We start from the raw sequence: 16,685 nt of genomic DNA, 5'->3' as shown, positions 1-16,685 counted from the left end.
AGTCGTGTTAGTTTTTTTCATTGATACAGATCGCTATGGCATGGTTGCCTAAGGCCGCAAACCTTTGATCAGTATATTCATGATCGACTCCATCCTGGTTTCCAGTTTGGCATAACGGCCTTCGATGAATATTTCCCTCTCCAGTCCACGCAATGAGGTCACCATTACGGAAGACAGGACGTCCAGTTCTTTACTGATGGTCCCGTCAAACTCACCATTAGTAATACCGAAAGTCAGGATCTCTTTCACCAGGTTCACTTCCTGCGTATCGTATTCCGTATGCAGGTGTTTCATGCAACGGAAGTTATCCTGCATCTCGCCTTTTACAATCTTGCAGAGATTGGCATATTTCTCAACAGATTTGATCTTGATCAGTGTAAAAGCCCGCAGTTTGTCTTCGGCTGTTACCGCTTTCTCCACCCCCTGTTTCACCTGGCTGAATACCTCAGCCATTTCCTTAAGGATGACGGCATCGAAGATCTCTTCCTTACTGCAGTAATAGTAATAGAGGGTACTCTTGCCCTTGCCCATGGCTTTGGCAATGTCTTCCATGGTCGTCTTTTTAACGCCAAACTGCCGGAATAATTGTTGGGCCTGTTTCAGGATCTCATCACGGATACTATCGTCTTTTGCCACTATCATATTTTCGACCAAAATCGTTTTACGGTCCAAAATTAGCGCAAAATCCGTACCAAATGCAACCGCTTATCAAAATTATCCGTTGCGGGAGGCAAAAACCTTCATTAGGTCGCAGAAGAACTGTACGCTTTCAAGGGGGAGTGCGTTGTACATACTTACCCGTATGCCGCCCACTGTCCGGTATCCCTTTACCCCTACCATACCTTCTTTTTTACAGAGGTCGAGGAAAGGGGCTTCCAGTTCGGGCTTGCTCAGGAAGAAAACGGCATTCATATGGCTGCGGTCTTCCCTGGCAACCAATGCTTTGAACAGCGGGAGGCTATCGATGGTATGATACAAAAGGTTCGATTTTTCCAGCATGCGGCGCTCCATTTCGGCCAGGCCGCCCTGCTCCAGTATCCAGCGCAGGGTAAGCATGCTCACATATACGGCAAAAACCGGCGGGGTATTCATCAGCGATCCTGCCTCAATATGTTTCTGGTAATCCATAATGGTTGGGATCCGGTGCTGGATCCGGCCCAGGATCTCTTTTTTGACCACGACCAGGTTTACCCCGGCTGCGCCCATATTCTTTTGGGCACCGGCATAGATCAGCGAGAACTTACGGAAGTCGACAGGCCGGCTGAAGATATCACTGCTCATATCCGCCACCAGCGGCACCGCCGTTTCGGGAAACTGGTGCCATTGTGTCCCCTCCACGGTATTGTTGGAGGTGATGTGCAGGTATTTGGCATTATCGGGGATGGCGAATGCCTTTTGTATATAGGTATGGTTCTTGTCTGAACTGTCGGCCACCACTTCCACCTTTCCAAACAGGGAAGCTTCGCCGATGGCTTTTTTGCCCCAGATCCCGTTGTTGCAGTAAGCAGCCGTTTCACCGTCATCCAGCAGGTTCATGGGCACCTGCATGAACTGGGTGGTAGCACCTCCATGAAGAAAAAGCACTTCATAACTGTCATCCAGCTGCATCAGTTTCTTCACCGAGCTCACCGCCTCCTGCAATACCTCGCCGAACAGGGGTGTGCGGTGCCCGATCTCCAGGATGGACAATCCGGTATCATTGAAATTGAGGATCGCGCGGGAGGCTTCTTCCAGCACTGACTGTGGCAGAATAGAAGGGCCTGAATTGAAATTATGGAGTTTCATAAAGATTGCTTGAGGCGCAAAGGTAACCGGATTTATGGAACTTGAGGGGTGAGACGTGAATCGTGAGTGGTCAGTGGTGAGTAGGAAGTTATAGAACAGCACTAATTGTCAATGGCAATAGGCAATGGTGAATGGTCAATAGTGGCCTTTCACCATTACCCCCCCCACTCACCACTGACCACTCACAACTGACGACTAAGGCCACACTATTCATGCACATCCGTCACCCCGCCCGAAACCGCGTATTTCATGGCATCGGCGGCGCTTATATTGTGCAGTAATTTTACCCTTTCGCGGGGTACTATATAGGTGATGCCTGAAATGGCGTAGGAATGCGGTACATACACGGTCACATGTTCGGGCAGTCCAAACTCATGTGCATTCTGCTGTGTGATAAAACCCACGCGCCATACATCAGGCGCATCAATATTCACCAACACGGCCTTATCAAACTTTTTCTTGTTACCGGCAAAAGCTTCCAGGAAATCTTTGACTGATGAATAAATGAATTTGATTCCGGGGGTTTTCTCCAATACCGTATCCAGCACAGCCACCAGTCGGCCCACTACAAATAACGAAGACACCCATCCCACAAACAATACCAGCGAAATCACTACCAAAAAACCCAGACCGGGTATCTTTTTGGGAATTCCACCTTCATCCTGCGGAAGCAATCCGGGCGCCACCGATTGGATAATGTTGGGAAGGATATTATCAACAAAATTGAACAGACCCAGCACTACCCAAATCGTAATGCCGATAGGTGCCAGTACAATCAATCCCTGGAAAAAGAACTGTAACAGTTTCCGCAGGTAAGCACGGATAGTAATACGAGGTTGAGCCGGGTTCATTCAGTTAGTTATTATACTGTAAAGTAAGTAAGAAATCAGGATACCACAGTCTGCGGGAAAACAAGGCAAAAACCTCTCTGAAAACTAACAACAGTAAGTATTCTTGTTTTCATTCATCCCTCTCCCCGACCGCTTAACACAAAAATAACCCCAAAAAAGTGTTGGAAACTTTTGTAACGAATTAAGTTTCCATAGTTTTGGCCCCCAACTGAAAATTATCATGGAAGTAAGAGACAGAATTGTGAAAAAGGCACATGAATTGTTCATGCGTTACGGTATCCGAAGCGTGAGTATGGACGAAGTGGCCAGTCAGCTCGGGATGAGCAAAAAGACCATTTACCAGTTTTATGCCGACAAAGACAGCCTGGTAGAAGACGTGATTGATATCGAACTGCACGAAAGTGAGTGTACCTGTATCAACCACAAAGCACATAGCAGCAACGCCATAGATGAAATTTTTATGGCTATGGATATGATGCAGGAATTGCTGTCCCGCATGAATCCCAGCGTGATTTTTGATATGGAGAAATATCATCCCAATGCGTTTAAAAAGTATAATGAGTTCAAAAACAAGTTCCTGTATGCCATGATCAAACAAAACCTGGACAAGGGAAAAGAAGAGGGCTTATACCGTCCGGAAGTAAATACTGAGATCATGACCCGGTTCAGACTGGCTTCCACCTTCCTGGTATTCAATCCTGAACTGTTCCCGCTGGGCAAACACAGCCTGGCCGCCGTGATCATTGAGACTACTGATAATTTTTTATGCGGACTGGCCACCGCCAAAGGCCAGAAACTGATACAGAAATACAAGCAACAAAGACTAAAAACCGACATCTTATGACCAAAAGAGGATTAGCAAGAATTGTGTACCTGGGTTTTATCCTGTGTGCGGGAAGATCGTTTGCCATTGCGCAACCACCTACCAAACACGAATTCACCATCCGCCAGGCAGTTGAGTATGCTGCGCGAAACAATGTACAGGTGAAGAATGCATTGCTGAATATACAAAGCCAGCAACAGACCAACCGCGAGATTACCGCTGCGGCACTTCCCAACATTAACGGCAGCTTTGGCATCACCGATTACCTCAAACTGCCCACTTCCCTGTTGCCGGGAGAGATCTTCGGACAACCCGCCGGAACCTATATACCGGTGCAGTTCGGTACCAAGTACAACTCTACCGCCAATATCCAGGTGCAGCAGCTGCTGTTCGATGGGCAGGTATTCATCGCCCTGCAGGCAAGAGCTACTTCCATTGCCTTCCAGACAAAGAACAAGGAAGTGACGGAAGAAATGATCAAGACTAACATTCACAAGATCTATTACCAGCTGGTACTCAGCAAAACGCAGATAGAACTGCTGGATGCGAATATTGCCCGTTTGCAGAAACTGAGCCATGATGCCACCGAACTGTACAAAAACGGTTTTGCCGAAAAACTTGATCTCGATAAGATCTCCGTACAGCTGGCTAACCTGCAGACAGAAAAAACCAAAGCGTTGAATGGCATCAGTATCGGTTATCTGGGCCTGAAAACACTCATGGGTATGCCGGTACAGGACACGCTGATTCTTACCGACAAACTTACCGATGAGCAGGTACAGGAGGATTTTTCCAATGATACGGCTTACCAGCATGCCGACAGAAAGGAATTCCAATACCTGTCGCTGGCCAAAAAGCTGAACGAGTTCAATATCAAACGTTACCAGTTGAGTTATGTACCTACCCTGTCGGTAGTAGGCGCTTACAGCAAAAATGCGCAGCGCAACAAATTCGACATGTTCAAGACGGGCGAATGGTACACCACATCCTATCTGGGATTTAACCTGTCGGTTCCCATCTTTGACGGTTTTGCCAGAAGTGCCCGTATCAAAAGGGCAAGGATCGATCTCAAGCAGACCGAGAACCAGCTGGAAAACCTGAAACTGACCATCGACAGTGAAGTGGAGCAGGCCAAGATCAATTTCAGATCTGCGTTGAGCACCATGAGTTTCCAGAAGAAAAATATGCAGCTGGCCGAAGAAGTATACAACCAGACCAAGAAAAAATTTGAAGTAGGTACCGGTTCCAATACCGAGATCACTGCAGCGCAAACGGACCTGGTGACTGCACAGACCAATTACATCAATTCACTGTACAGCGCCATCATTGCCAAAGTAGATTACCTGAAAGCAACCGGAAAATTATAAACCAAACACACTATCTAAACCTTACTATATGCAAAAGTTCATACAAATCATTTTCATCAGCGGTTCCCTTGTCCTGGCTGCCTGCAGCGATAAAACGGAAGGCAATGGATCATTGGCCGCTAAAAAAGCGGAACTGGACAAACTGAAAAAAGAACATGGTATCATCACCGATAAGATGAAATCGCTTGAAAAAGAGATCTCCCTGCTGGATACATCCTTTTCAAGAGAAGATGTGGCCAAGCTGGTGGGTGTTGCCGACATCACTACACAGGATTTCTCGCACTACATCGACCTGCAGGGCAGAGTGGATGCTGATGATATTTCCTATATCTCGCCCCGTTTGGGTGGCGGACAGGTGAAAGCCATTTATGTAAAAAGAGGTGATTTCGTAAAAAAAGGGCAGCTGCTCTTAAAACTGGACGACGCGATTGTGAAACAACAGATCGCTGCATCGCGCCAGAATGCCGAAGCGGTAAAAACACAACTGGGTTTTGCCAGGGATGTATATAACAGGAGGAACAACCTCTGGAAACAGGGCATCGGTACAGAGATAGAACTGATCAGCGCCAAAACCAATGTGGAAGCACTGGAAAGACAGGTGAAAGCAGCGGAGGAGTCCATCAAGGTGCAACAGGAACAACAAAGCGGCACCAATATCTACAGCGATGTGGAAGGTATTGCGGATGATGTGAACGTGCGTGTGGGAGAACTGTTCACCGGTTTTGCCGGAACCATGCCACAGATCAAGATTGTCAATACCAATAGCCTCAAGATCGTGACCGATGTACCTGAGAACTACAGCGGCCGTATCAAACAAGGCTCAAACATGGAAATTCTGCTGCCTGATATCAATAAGACCTTCAGCACCAGCATTTCTGTATCCGGTAAAGTGATCGACCCCAATAATCGTTCTTTCCGCGCCGAAGCCAAACTGCCACGCGATCCTGCTATCCGCCCCAACCAGATAGCACAGGTACGCATCCTGGACTACAGTGCCAAAAATGCCATCGCCATCCCGGTGAACACCGTAGGTACCGATGAAAAAGGGAAATATGTGTACATAGCTGTTACCGAGAACGGCAAACTGGTTGCCAGGAAAAAAACAATTGTAGTGGGCGAATTATACAAGGCCCTGATCGAGGTCAAAAGCGGGTTAACCGCCGGTGAAAAACTGATCACCGAAGGTTTCCAGAACATATACGACGGACAGATCTTACGGGTGAAATAAACGTGAATCCTGCTTAGTGGGTGATCACTGATCACAGCACTGATAGTTCACAAAAACCAAGCTACTACTAAAAATAATAATATGCATCCATTCATAGAAGGTGTCGCCAAAAAATTCAAACAGTTCAAACCCACCAGTTGGTCTGTTGACAACCGTACGGCGATCTACATCATTACCATACTGATCTCCCTGTATGGCCTGAATAAATTCAACACGCTGCCCAAGGAGCAGTTTCCTGACATCGTGGTGCCCACCATCAGCGTTAGCACCGTGTATTTCGGAACCTCACCCAAGGACATGGAAAACCTGGTGACCCGCCCCATCGAGAAACAATTGAAGGGTATCAGTGGCGCCAAAGTGAAAAAGATCCAGTCCACCTCGCAGCAGGATTTCTCACTTATCATCATCGAGTTCGACACAGATGTAAAAACGGAAGTGGCGAAGCAGAAAGTGAAAGACGCGATAGACAAGGCACAGACCGACCTGCCTACCGACCTTACGCAATTGCCCAACGTACAGGAATTCGATTTCAGTGAAATGCCCATCATGTACGTGAACGTAAGCGGCGATTATGACGGGATGACGCTGAAGAAGTACGCTGATAACATGCAGGACCATTTTGAGGAACTGACCGAGATCAGCCGTGCAGATATCGTGGGCGCACCGGAAAGAGAGATCCAGATCAATGTGGACCCCTTTAAGATGCAGGCGGCCAAACTATCTTTCAACGATATCTCCAACGCCATCAGTTACGAGAACCGTGACATCAGCGGTGGACTGATTGAAGTGGGTGAGATGAAAAGGACCATCCGTGTAAAAGGACAGTTCAACTCAGCCCTGGATATGCGCAACATCGTGGTCAAGAACCTGCAGGCTGCACCGATCTACCTCAGGGATGTGGCCGAGATCATTGATACCGTGAAAGAGACCGAGAGTTATGCCCGTCTGGATGGTAAGAATGTGGTGACCCTGAACATCATCAAAAGAAGTGGCGAGAACCTGATCAATGCTGCGGATAAGATCAAAGCGATCGTGGATGAGATGAAAGAGAAAAAAGAACTGCCGCCGAACCTGAAAATCGTGATCACCGGTGACCAGAGCATCAAAACCAAGATATCGTTCAACGATCTGGTAAACACCATCATCATCGGATTTATACTGGTACTGGTGGTGCTCATGTTCTTCATGGGTGTCACCAATGCCTTCTTCGTGGCGTTAAGTGTTCCGTTGAGCGTATTCGTAGCCTTCCTGTTCCTTCCGCTGGCCGATTCGATCGTAGGTACGCATGTGACACTGAACTTCATCGTACTGTTTGCCTTATTATTCGGGCTGGGTATCATCGTAGACGATGCCATTGTGGTGATCGAGAACACTCACCGTATCTACAATAACGGTAAGGTAAGGATTGAAAGGGCCGCCAAAGAAGCAGCCGGCGAAGTATTCATTCCCGTACTGGCCGGTACACTTACCACACTGGCACCTTTCTTCCCTCTGCTGTTATGGAAGGGTATCATTGGTAAGTTCATGATCTACCTGCCTACCATGCTGATCCTGACATTGGCGGCATCACTGATCGTAGCCTTTATCATCAACCCCGTTTTTGCGGTCAGCTTCATGCACCCGGATGGAAGGGAGTTTGACAAACCCAAAAAACAGATCTTCCGGCAGCCGCTGTTCTGGGTGCTCATTGCATTCGGTATCCTGTGCAACCTGGCAGGATGGCATGGCTTTGGCAACTTCCTGCTGGTGGTTGCGGGTCTGATGCTGCTGAACCGTTTTGTACTGCGCGACATGATCCACAATTTCCAGGAAAAAGTATTGCCCGGTCTGATGAACAGCTACGAAAAAATGCTGCACTGGGTATTGAAGGGAGCCCGTCCTGCAAGACTGATGCTGTGGTTATTCCTGCTCTTCCCGATCGCGTTGGGATTATTGATCGTGCGTAACAACCCCAAACCTTTCTTCCCCAGTGGAGATCCCAACTTCGTGTATGTATACCTGAAAATGCCGATCGGTACCAAAACATCGGCAACCGATTCGGTAACACGCATACTTGAACAGCGGGTGCAGAAAGTATTGGGTAAAGAACTTCCGGGTAACGAGGGTGGTATTGTAGAAAGTGTCATCACCAACGTAGCGGTAAGCGCCAATAACCCAAGAGATAATAACCGGAGCACACAAAGCAACCTGGGACGTATACAGATCTCTTTCGTGGAATATGAAAAACGTGATGGCAAATCAACGGCTCCGCTGATGGCAGCCATACGTGAGCAGATGACCGGCATACCCGGCGCCACCATCGAAGTAAAACAGGAAGATGCCGGACCTCCCACTGATCCTCCTGTGAACATTGAAGTGAGTGGTGATAATTTCGACGAGATCGCCAAAGTGGCCTACGACCTGCAGAACCACCTGGATACCAACCGCATCCATGGAATAGAGGGTTTACGGATGGATGTGGACCTGCAAAATCCGGAAGTGACCATCAATATCGATCGTGAAAGGGCGCTGCGCGAAGGTATCAGCACTGCCCAGATCGGTATGGAGATCCGCTCGGCTGTATTCGGAAAAGAAGCCAGCAAACTGAAGGATGGAGAAGATGAATACAAGATCCAGATCCGTTACAACCAGTTGCAGCGTAACAATATCAGCGACCTGATGAATATGCGACTGACCTTCCGTGACATGAGCACCATGGGCATCAAACAAGTGCCATTGAACGCTGTGGCAACCGTTGAATATACCAACACTTCCGGTGGTGTAAAACGTAAGAATGTAAAACGCACCATACAGATCCAATCCAACATCACCGATCCTTCCCTGACCGGCCCCATCAATGTGGAGCTGGCCAAGAAGATCGAAGAGTTCAAGGATAAAACACGTATTCCTTCCGATGTAACCATCAAACAGACCGGAGAGGGAGAACAACAGGCTGAGACCATGAGCTTCCTGGGAACCTCGCTATTATCGGCCCTGTTACTGATCTTCCTGATCCTGGTACTGCAGTTCAACAGCTTGAGCAAACCGTTCATCGTGTTGACCGAGATCTTCTTCTCCATTATCGGTGTATTGATCGGCTATGCGGTGACAGGCATGTCCATGGCCACCATCATGGTGGGTGTAGGTATCATCGGCCTGGCAGGTATCGTGATCAAAAACGGTATCCTGTTGATCGAATTCACTGACGAACTTCGCGGCAGGGGTTATAAAACAAGGGCTGCTGCCATTGAAGCGGGTAAGATCCGTATCATCCCGGTATTGCTTACCGCACTGGCAACTATGCTGGGTCTGTTACCGCTGGCAGTAGGTTTCAATATCGACTTTGTATCACTGTTCACCCATTTCAACCCGCATATCTTCTTCGGTGGCGATAGCGTGGTGTTCTGGGGACCTTTGAGCTGGACCATCATCTTTGGATTGATTTTTGCCTTCTTCCTCACGCTGGTAATGGTTCCCAGCATGTACCTGATCAGTGAGCGACTGAGAAGACCGATGGAGAAATTCTATGGCACCAAGTATGTGGCACTGTTAGGTTTCACCGGTCCGTTCTTCTTCATCACCGTAGGTATCATGTTCCTGGCGAGAAGGATACAGGGTAAAAAAGTATGGCTGGGTAAAATGAAAGATTCACCGGCCGTATAAACGGACAGTTGAATTTTGGTTGAATAATCAGACCGCCTCCGAGAACGGGGGCGGTCTTGTTTGGGAGATTAACGGATTCACAACCACTCATCCTGAAAATATTTTTACACTAACCAAGCCTTTCTTATTTTCATAAAAACAAAAACAATGATCGAAAATCACGAAATAGACTACCGCATTTATGGCGAGGAAATGCAGTATGTAGAAGTAGAACTGGATCCCAATGAGACCGCCATTGCAGAGCCTGGTGCCTTTATGATGATGGATGATAATATCCAGATGGAAACACTTTTTGGTGATGGCAGTCAGCAACAGAAAGGCGGCCTGTTCGGAAAATTATTAAACGCCGGAAAACGGGTACTGGTAGGAGAAAACCTGTTTATGACCGCATTTACCAATGTTGGCAATGGCAAAAGAACAGTAAGTTTTGCCTCACCTTATCCGGGTAAAATCATCCCATTGGACCTGGCAAGGCATGGTAACCGCGTGGTATGTCAGAAAGATGCTTTTTTATGCGCCGCCAAAGGCGTGAGCATCGGCATCGAATTCCAGCGCAAACTGGGCACAGGTTTGTTTGGCGGAGAAGGTTTTATTATGGAGAAACTGGAAGGAGATGGTATGGCATTCCTGCACGCCTGCGGACACGTGGTTGAGCGTCGCGTAATTCCTGGAGAAACCTTACGCATTGACACCGGATGTATCGTAGGTTTTACCAATGGTATTGATTACGATATCCAGTTTGTAGGCGGTATCAAGAACACGATTTTTGGCGGAGAAGGGCTTTTCTTTGCCACACTACGTGGCTCGGGTACCGTTTGGATACAAACATTACCTATCAGCAGGCTTGCCGGAAGGATCCTTCGTTATGGAACCACCAGCCGCAAAGAAGAAGGAAGTATCCTTGGCGGCATCGGTAATATGCTGGATGGCGACGGCTGGTAGCCGATTTTACTGATACTTTTTTAGCCGGAGATTTGCAGATTTTGAATATTCTGCCTATCTCCGGTTTTCTTTTTGGGGATTTACCGGTTTTCAACTACCTCGCAACTGAAACATCATTTATATTACGGTATCATACCCCAAGGAAAATTACTGCATTGAAAAACTTTTGTCTTGCCATTGGCCTGCTGTTATCAGTAAGCGTTGTCGCCCAGAAAAAAAATGCCGCTTTCCGGCTCAACATCCATCGTACTTTCACACCCGTACAGGTGGACGGATCTGTGAATGATCCTGCCTGGGAAAAAGCAGAGCGGGCTGATAAATTTTATATGGTACTTCCCATGGATACCAGTATGGCCCAGGTGCCCACTGATGTACGGATGTGTTATGATGACCAGAACCTGTATATTATCGCTATCTGTTACAAAAAGATAACAGGTGCGAACATGGTGGAATCGCTGAGGCGGGATTTCAATTTTGTCAAAAACGACAATTTTATTTTTTTCATTGACCCCTTCGAAGACCAGACCAATGGTTTCACCTTCGGTGCCAATGCTGCTGGCGCACAATGGGATGCCACTTTATACGAAGGCGGTAAAGCCGACCTGAACTGGGACAATAAATGGACTTCGGTAGTCACCGACCATACCGACCGCTGGATATTTGAAGCTGCCATTCCTTTCAAAACCATCCGTTATAAAAAAGGTATCAAAGAATGGGGTATCAATTTCAGCAGGAACGACCTGAAGACCACTGAAAAATCCAGCTGGGCACCGGTGCCCAGGCAGTTTCCTACCGCATCACTGGCCTATACTGGTGTATTGGTATGGGATGAAGCACCACCGGTACAGGGTCCCAATGTTTCTGTGATTCCCTATGTGCTTACAGGTGTATCAAAAGATTATGTCAACAAAACGCCTTCGCAATACAAATCAGATATCGGTTTGGATGCCAAGATCTCAGTAACTTCTTCACTGAACCTCGACCTTACTTTTCATCCGGATTTTTCGCAGGTAGAAGTGGATAAACAGGTAACCAACCTGGATCGTTTTGAATTGTTCTTCCCAGAAAGAAGACAGTTCTTCCTGGAGAACAACGATATCTTCGGCAACTTTGGCAATACCAATATCCGCCCCTTTTTCTCAAGAAGGATCGGACTGGGTGTGCCCATCAACTTTGGTGCCCGCCTCAGCGGCAAGCTGGATAAGAACTGGCGGATAGGTGCCATGAATATCCAGACTGAAAAAATGGAAGAACGTGGCCTGCCCGCACAGAATTTTGCCGTGGTTTCGCTGCAGCGTAAAATCTTTAAACGTTCTTCTGTAGGTTTTCTCTATATAGACAAGACCTCCCTGAATTATACCCCGGGTGCCGATCTTACCAAACCCCAGTACAGCAAATACAACCGGAACCTGGGTTTGGAATATAACCTGGCATCTTCCAATAATATCTGGACAGGAAAAGGTATGTTCCTCAAATCATTCACCCCGGGTAAAAATGGAAGTGATTGGGTGCATAGCGGAAGTATCACTTACAATAGCCGCATCTGGAATATCAGCTGGCAGCATGAATATGTTGGTAAAAACTATACGGCAGAAGCGGGCTATGTACCCAGGCAGGGATATATTAAATTCAATCCTGCCATCACCCGGAATTTTTTTCCAAAAAAAGGTAACATACTGAGTCATGGACCACAGTTCAGCGCCGCAATGTATTTTGATGAGAAGATGCGCAGAACAGATGACTGGTTCAATGTTTCTTACCTGGTAACCATGCGAAACCGCATTACATTCACGGGTTCTTACCAGCGTGATTTTATTGAGTTGCTAAATCCCTTTGATCCTACCAATACCGGGAAAGACTCCCTGGCAAAGGGTTCACGCCATTCTGCCAACACCTATGGTATCGATGTTGTATCGCAGCCGCAGAAATTGTTTACTTATTCGGCTACGGTGCGTTATGGAGGGTATTACGCAGATGGAACGAGATTCTACTGGCTGTCTGATATAGGCTATCGTTTTCAGCCTTACCTGAGCCTGGCACTCAGCACCAGTTATAACCAGTTGAAACTGCCGAAACCCTGGGGTAATGTCTCTTTTTTCCTGATCGGCCCCAAAATAGACCTGACCATGACGAACAAACTTTTCATTACCACGTATGTACAATACAACGAGCAGCAGAAAAACATTAACGTGAATGCCCGGTTACAGTGGCGGTACAAACCCGCATCAGATCTGTTCATCGTTTATACAGACAACTACTTCCCCACCCCGTTCTCAGTAAAGAACCGGGCGCTGGTACTGAAGTTCAATTACTGGTGGAGCCTCTGATAACTGTGCCTTCGCGTCTTTGCGAAAAAACAAGTTGCAAAGACGCGAAGGCACAGTTGTAGGATGCTATTGTAATCCCGATAGTGTCTCTACTGCTTTTTTCAGCGTTTCTTCTTTTTTGGCAAAACAGAACCGCAGCACTTTATTATCTTCTCCGTGTTTGTAGAAAGCCGACATCGGAATGGTAGCGATACCGTATTCCCTGGTCAGGCGAACCGCAAGATCCTTATCAGCTTCCTGGCTGAAATGACCGTAACTGTAGCACTCAAAATAACTGCCGTGCGAAGGGATACACCGGAAGGGTGTGGCTTTCATCAGCTCACGAAAAAAATCACGTTTCTTTTGCAGAAATGCAGGCAGGCCCAGGTAAGCCTCTTTGTTAGTTATGTATTCGGCAATAGCTACCTGTTTCGGTGTATCGCATGAGAAACAATTGAACTGGTGTACTTTCCTGAATTCCTTCATCAGTAAGGGGGAACTGATACAGTACCCCAGCTTCCATCCTGTACAATGGTAGGTTTTCCCAAACGAATAGCAAACGAAACTCCGCTCCAGCAGGTCTGGGTAACGTAACATGCTCTGGTGAGCAATACCATCGAAAATCAGGTGCTCATATACTTCATCACTGAGAATGAGTATACCGGTATCTTGTACAATGCTTCTCAACTCAGCGATGTCTTGCTCTGACAATACACTTCCTGTGGGATTATGGGGCGTATTGATCATGATCATGCGCGTACGGGCGGTTATCCGGGCACGCACTTCATCCCACGGAATAGAGTAGTCAGGAAATTGAAGCGGGATCAATACAGGCACAGCGCCATTGATCTCAATATTGGGTATGTAACTATCATAGGCGGGTTCAAAAACGATCACTTCATCACCCGGCCGCAGCACGGTGGTCAGGGCAGTATAAATGGCATAAGTGCCACCTGGCGTTACGGTGATCTGCGTTTCAGGATCGACCGCCGCTCCATACAGACCCCCGGCTTTTTCTGCCAGTCGCTGACGCAGCAACGGCAGGCCATTCATATGCGTATATTGGTTCAAGCCATTCTTCATGGCAGCATCTACCAGCGAAGTCAGTTCCTCACTCATCGGAAAATCGGGAAAACCCTGGCCCAGGTTTACGGCTCCCAGTTCGGTAGCCAGCTGGCTCATCACAGTAAAAATGGTAGTACCTACCGTTGGCAGTTTGGATTGAATCATCGGGGTCATGAACACAGAATTATTGCAGCAATTTACTGAGATAAATCAATTTACCTTCCTGCGTGATGCCCTGCACCACTATTTGCAGGTTCTTACTGATGTCGTTATTATAGAATGAGAATGTCAGCGGTTTCCCTTTCCCGTCATACAACAGGTTGGGGATCCAGTGCAGGGTCCTGCGCAGATCGGTCTGGGTGAAATTAATCTGCTTTTCTGCGTAGTTGAGGGTATAAAATTCCTTAAGGGGTGAGCATTTTCGGTTCATGGCAAAGCCAACTGGCTGGCCAATCGCTTCAGTTCAATTTCAGCTACTTTAGCGGCATAATTCAGATTTACCAAACGGTAGCCTTCGTTTTCAAAACTTTGTTGTGCCTGTTTTACATCAATGATCGTTGCCTGGCCCAGCTGGAACTTCTGCAGAATCAGGTCAAGCAGCTGCGTAGATAAGGCATAGTTTTGTAAAGCTGTTTCCAGCTGCGTCAGCGAATTGGTGTAAGCCTGATAAGTGCGTATCATGCCGGTTTCATTGTCCAGCAGGATATTGTCGCGCTGGATCGTAGCATTACGGGTATTGATCGCCGCTACCTGCTGTTGCTTTTTGCTGATGCTGCCGTTATAAATGGGGATAGCCACGTTGATACCAATGAACGGACCATAACTCTGGTTCAGCAAACTAAAACCTGCTGCACTTTTACTGCTGGTAAGGTTATATCCTGCATTGGCCCGGATGGTGGGGTAACGTAACGCAGCGGTCTCTTTTTCCAGCAGCTCGTTAATACGTATCTGCCTGTCGGCAGCAGCAAGTAATGGATTTTTGGCCAGGCTGCTCCTTACGCTGTCAATATTCACTTTCCTGTCAACAACAATGGTATCACTGACCAGGATTTGGGTATCCGGTTTGAGGAAAATAAGGTTCAGCAGATCTGTTTTGGCCTGCGCGATCACCAGTTCCTGTGCCTGCTGTGACTGTACCAACGCATTCAGGTCCAGTTGTGCCTGAAAGATGTCGGCATTGTTCGACATACCCACTTCTTTACGCACCTGCAAGATCTCCAGTCGCTTTTTAGATACTTCGATAGACTGTGCGATGGTTTTCAGGTAACTCTGTTGCCGAACCACATCAAAATATTTCGTGGTTACCGCTGCAATGGTATTCTGTATCTGTACGCTTAGTAATTGCTGGTTCTGTTGCTGCAGTTCTTCCAGACGCTTTTTGGTAGACACCACACGGTAACCATTGAATAACAGAAAACTGCCTGTCAATCCAACCGTAAGGTTATTAGAGCTTACATTATTACGCTTGGTATCGCGGGCGGGATCTGCAAATTTCTGGTTAATGCTGGTCACCTGCTCATTGTCGTTACCGGTGGCATTTACTACCGGCAATCCGCCAGCCACACCGATATGGTTATTGATACTGCTGATCTCAGCGCTGTTTTTAGCCAGCTGTATATCATAACTGTTTTGCAATGCAGTATTGATGGCATCGGTAAGGCTTAATTTCTGCTGGGCAAAACCCTTGATACCGATTGACAGAAAGAGGATAACCGCAATTTTTTTCATGTGTAGTGAAATTATCAACACTGTTATATCCCGTCTAAAAATTTATATGAACGGATGAATCAGCTTACCAGGGTGCCCACATTGGCACCTTCCACCACCTGTAACAGGTTGCCGGGCTTGTTCATATCGAACACAATGATGGGAAGTTTGTTTTCCATACAAAGCGTGAAAGCCGTCATATCCATTACTTTCAGGTTATTACTGATACAATCCTGGAAGCTGATCTTCTCATATTTTACTGCAGCAGGGTCTTTTTCAGGATCCGCAGTGTATACACCATCCACGCGGGTGCCTTTGAGGATCACATCGGCTTTCATTTCAATGGCCCGAAGGGATCCGGCAGTATCGGTAGTAAAATAAGGGTTACCCGTACCAGCACCAAAGATTACTACCCTCCCTTTTTCAAGGTGACGAAGGGCTTTTCGGCGAATATAGGGTTCGGCCACCTGCTCCATATTGATTGCACTCTGCAAGCGCGTGTACACACCGATCTTCTCCAGCATGGCCTGCATGGCCATGGCATTGATAACAGTGGCCAGCATACCCATATAATCGCCATGGGCACGTTCAATACCGCTATCGGCCTCGTTCATTCCCCGGTAAATATTACCTCCACCGATCACAATGGCCACCTGCACACCCAGTTCTGTCACCAGTTTGATATCATGTGCGTACTGCTCTATGATCTTGGGGTTAAAGGGATCGCCGTTACGCTGATCGCCCAGTAAAGCTTCACCGGATAATTTGAGGAGGATGCGTTTGAACTTAGGCAGCATGGGGTAGTTGATTTGTATGCAAATAACCTGATTTTTCGATGAGTTGCCAAAAGGAAAAAACAGGGACTTCTCACCAAGTATCAGAAATCACGAATCGGTTCGTAATTACGCCAGTAAAGTGGGTATGCTGTGAATAGCCCAAACAAAAAGGGAGTGCCAGGCACTCCCTTTT

At 47.2% G+C, this 16,685-nt stretch carries 13 protein-coding genes; 6 read left to right on the top strand and 7 right to left on the bottom strand.

Annotated features, from left to right (window positions below; translation table 11 throughout):
* Positions 1 to 48: 48 nt before the first annotated feature.
* From ACH3Y6_RS04355 to ACH3Y6_RS04345, 3 genes are all read right to left on the bottom strand, one after another.
* A complete protein-coding gene (locus tag ACH3Y6_RS04355; RefSeq protein ID WP_490834358.1) occupies positions 49 to 636 on the bottom strand; it encodes a TetR/AcrR family transcriptional regulator in 588 nt (195 codons plus the stop codon).
* A 78-nt stretch (positions 637 to 714) separates the two neighbouring features.
* Positions 715 to 1,785, bottom strand: a complete 1,071-nt coding sequence (gene serC / locus ACH3Y6_RS04350; RefSeq protein WP_490834357.1) for a 3-phosphoserine/phosphohydroxythreonine transaminase — start codon at positions 1,783 to 1,785, stop codon at positions 715 to 717.
* Positions 1,786 to 1,991: 206 nt separating this feature from the next.
* Positions 1,992 to 2,636 carry a DUF502 domain-containing protein gene (locus tag ACH3Y6_RS04345; RefSeq protein ID WP_490834356.1) on the bottom strand — a complete coding sequence of 215 codons (645 nt, stop codon included), beginning with the start codon at positions 2,634 to 2,636 and terminating at the stop codon, positions 1,992 to 1,994.
* 220 nt (positions 2,637 to 2,856) lie between these two features.
* Here ACH3Y6_RS04345 and ACH3Y6_RS04340 point away from each other — a divergent pair, with 220 nt between their 5' ends.
* From ACH3Y6_RS04340 to ACH3Y6_RS04315, 6 genes are all read left to right on the top strand, one after another.
* Positions 2,857 to 3,480 carry a TetR/AcrR family transcriptional regulator gene (locus ACH3Y6_RS04340; protein WP_490834355.1) on the top strand — a complete coding sequence of 208 codons (624 nt, stop codon included), beginning with the start codon at positions 2,857 to 2,859 and terminating at the stop codon, positions 3,478 to 3,480.
* Complete coding sequence (locus ACH3Y6_RS04335; protein ID WP_490834354.1) at positions 3,477 to 4,826, top strand: TolC family protein; 1,350 nt, start codon at positions 3,477 to 3,479, stop codon at positions 4,824 to 4,826. Before ACH3Y6_RS04340 ends, ACH3Y6_RS04335 begins: the two co-directional genes overlap by 4 nt.
* Positions 4,827 to 4,854: 28 nt before the next feature.
* Entirely contained in the window at positions 4,855 to 6,054 is a 1,200-nt protein-coding gene (locus ACH3Y6_RS04330) for an efflux RND transporter periplasmic adaptor subunit (protein WP_490834353.1), read from the top strand.
* 81 nt (positions 6,055 to 6,135) lie between these two features.
* Positions 6,136 to 9,696, top strand: a complete 3,561-nt coding sequence (locus ACH3Y6_RS04325; protein ID WP_490834352.1) for an efflux RND transporter permease subunit — start codon at positions 6,136 to 6,138, stop codon at positions 9,694 to 9,696.
* A 147-nt stretch (positions 9,697 to 9,843) separates the two neighbouring features.
* Positions 9,844 to 10,638, top strand: a complete 795-nt coding sequence (locus ACH3Y6_RS04320; protein WP_490834351.1) for a TIGR00266 family protein — start codon at positions 9,844 to 9,846, stop codon at positions 10,636 to 10,638.
* Positions 10,639 to 10,793: 155 nt separating this feature from the next.
* A complete protein-coding gene (locus ACH3Y6_RS04315) occupies positions 10,794 to 12,965 on the top strand; it encodes a DUF5916 domain-containing protein (RefSeq protein WP_490834350.1) in 2,172 nt (723 codons plus the stop codon).
* Positions 12,966 to 13,031: 66 nt separating this feature from the next.
* Here ACH3Y6_RS04315 and ACH3Y6_RS04310 read toward each other — a convergent pair whose 3' ends face one another.
* Genes ACH3Y6_RS04310 through pyrH form a run of 4 tightly spaced genes read right to left on the bottom strand, consistent with a single transcriptional unit; the run spans position 13,032 to position 16,513 of the window.
* Positions 13,032 to 14,183, bottom strand: coding sequence for a methionine aminotransferase (locus ACH3Y6_RS04310; protein WP_490834349.1), 1,152 nt, complete (start codon positions 14,181 to 14,183; stop codon positions 13,032 to 13,034).
* Between the two features lie 10 nt (positions 14,184 to 14,193).
* The gene (locus ACH3Y6_RS04305; RefSeq protein WP_490834348.1) at positions 14,194 to 14,439 is read right to left on the bottom strand and encodes a hypothetical protein; all 246 of its coding nucleotides are present in this window, start codon (positions 14,437 to 14,439) and stop codon (positions 14,194 to 14,196) included.
* Positions 14,436 to 15,737, bottom strand: coding sequence for a TolC family protein (locus ACH3Y6_RS04300; RefSeq protein ID WP_490834347.1), 1,302 nt, complete (start codon positions 15,735 to 15,737; stop codon positions 14,436 to 14,438). The genes ACH3Y6_RS04305 and ACH3Y6_RS04300 overlap by 4 nt, the downstream gene beginning before the upstream one ends.
* 59 nt (positions 15,738 to 15,796) lie before the next feature.
* Positions 15,797 to 16,513: a UMP kinase gene (gene pyrH / locus ACH3Y6_RS04295; protein WP_490834346.1), complete on the bottom strand. Its 717-nt coding sequence runs from the start codon at positions 16,511 to 16,513 to the stop codon at positions 15,797 to 15,799.
* Between the last annotated feature and the right edge of the window lie 172 nt (positions 16,514 to 16,685).

It is taken from the genome of Sediminibacterium sp. FW305-C-269 (assembly GCF_058231045.1).
Note: the sequence above shows the minus strand (reverse complement) of the source record. Positions and strands in the feature narration are given on the sequence as shown.

Bases quoted from the DNA above. Each gene is read 5' to 3' on its own strand.
- ACH3Y6_RS04325 (WP_490834352.1), top strand. From the start codon at position 6,136: ATGCATCCATTCATAGAAGGTGTCGCCAAAAAATTCAAACAGTTCAAA.
- ACH3Y6_RS04320 (WP_490834351.1), top strand. From the start codon at position 9,844: ATGATCGAAAATCACGAAATAGACTACCGCATTTATGGCGAGGAAATG.
- ACH3Y6_RS04300 (WP_490834347.1), bottom strand. From the start codon at position 15,737: ATGAAAAAAATTGCGGTTATCCTCTTTCTGTCAATCGGTATCAAGGGT.
- ACH3Y6_RS04340 (WP_490834355.1), top strand. From the start codon at position 2,857: ATGGAAGTAAGAGACAGAATTGTGAAAAAGGCACATGAATTGTTCATG.
- ACH3Y6_RS04330 (WP_490834353.1), top strand. From the start codon at position 4,855: ATGCAAAAGTTCATACAAATCATTTTCATCAGCGGTTCCCTTGTCCTG.
- ACH3Y6_RS04345 (WP_490834356.1), bottom strand. From the start codon at position 2,636: ATGAACCCGGCTCAACCTCGTATTACTATCCGTGCTTACCTGCGGAAA.
- ACH3Y6_RS04305 (WP_490834348.1), bottom strand. From the start codon at position 14,439: ATGAACCGAAAATGCTCACCCCTTAAGGAATTTTATACCCTCAACTAC.
- ACH3Y6_RS04335 (WP_490834354.1), top strand. From the start codon at position 3,477: ATGACCAAAAGAGGATTAGCAAGAATTGTGTACCTGGGTTTTATCCTG.
- ACH3Y6_RS04310 (WP_490834349.1), bottom strand. From the start codon at position 14,183: ATGACCCCGATGATTCAATCCAAACTGCCAACGGTAGGTACTACCATT.
- pyrH (WP_490834346.1), bottom strand. From the start codon at position 16,513: ATGCTGCCTAAGTTCAAACGCATCCTCCTCAAATTATCCGGTGAAGCT.
- serC (WP_490834357.1), bottom strand. From the start codon at position 1,785: ATGAAACTCCATAATTTCAATTCAGGCCCTTCTATTCTGCCACAGTCA.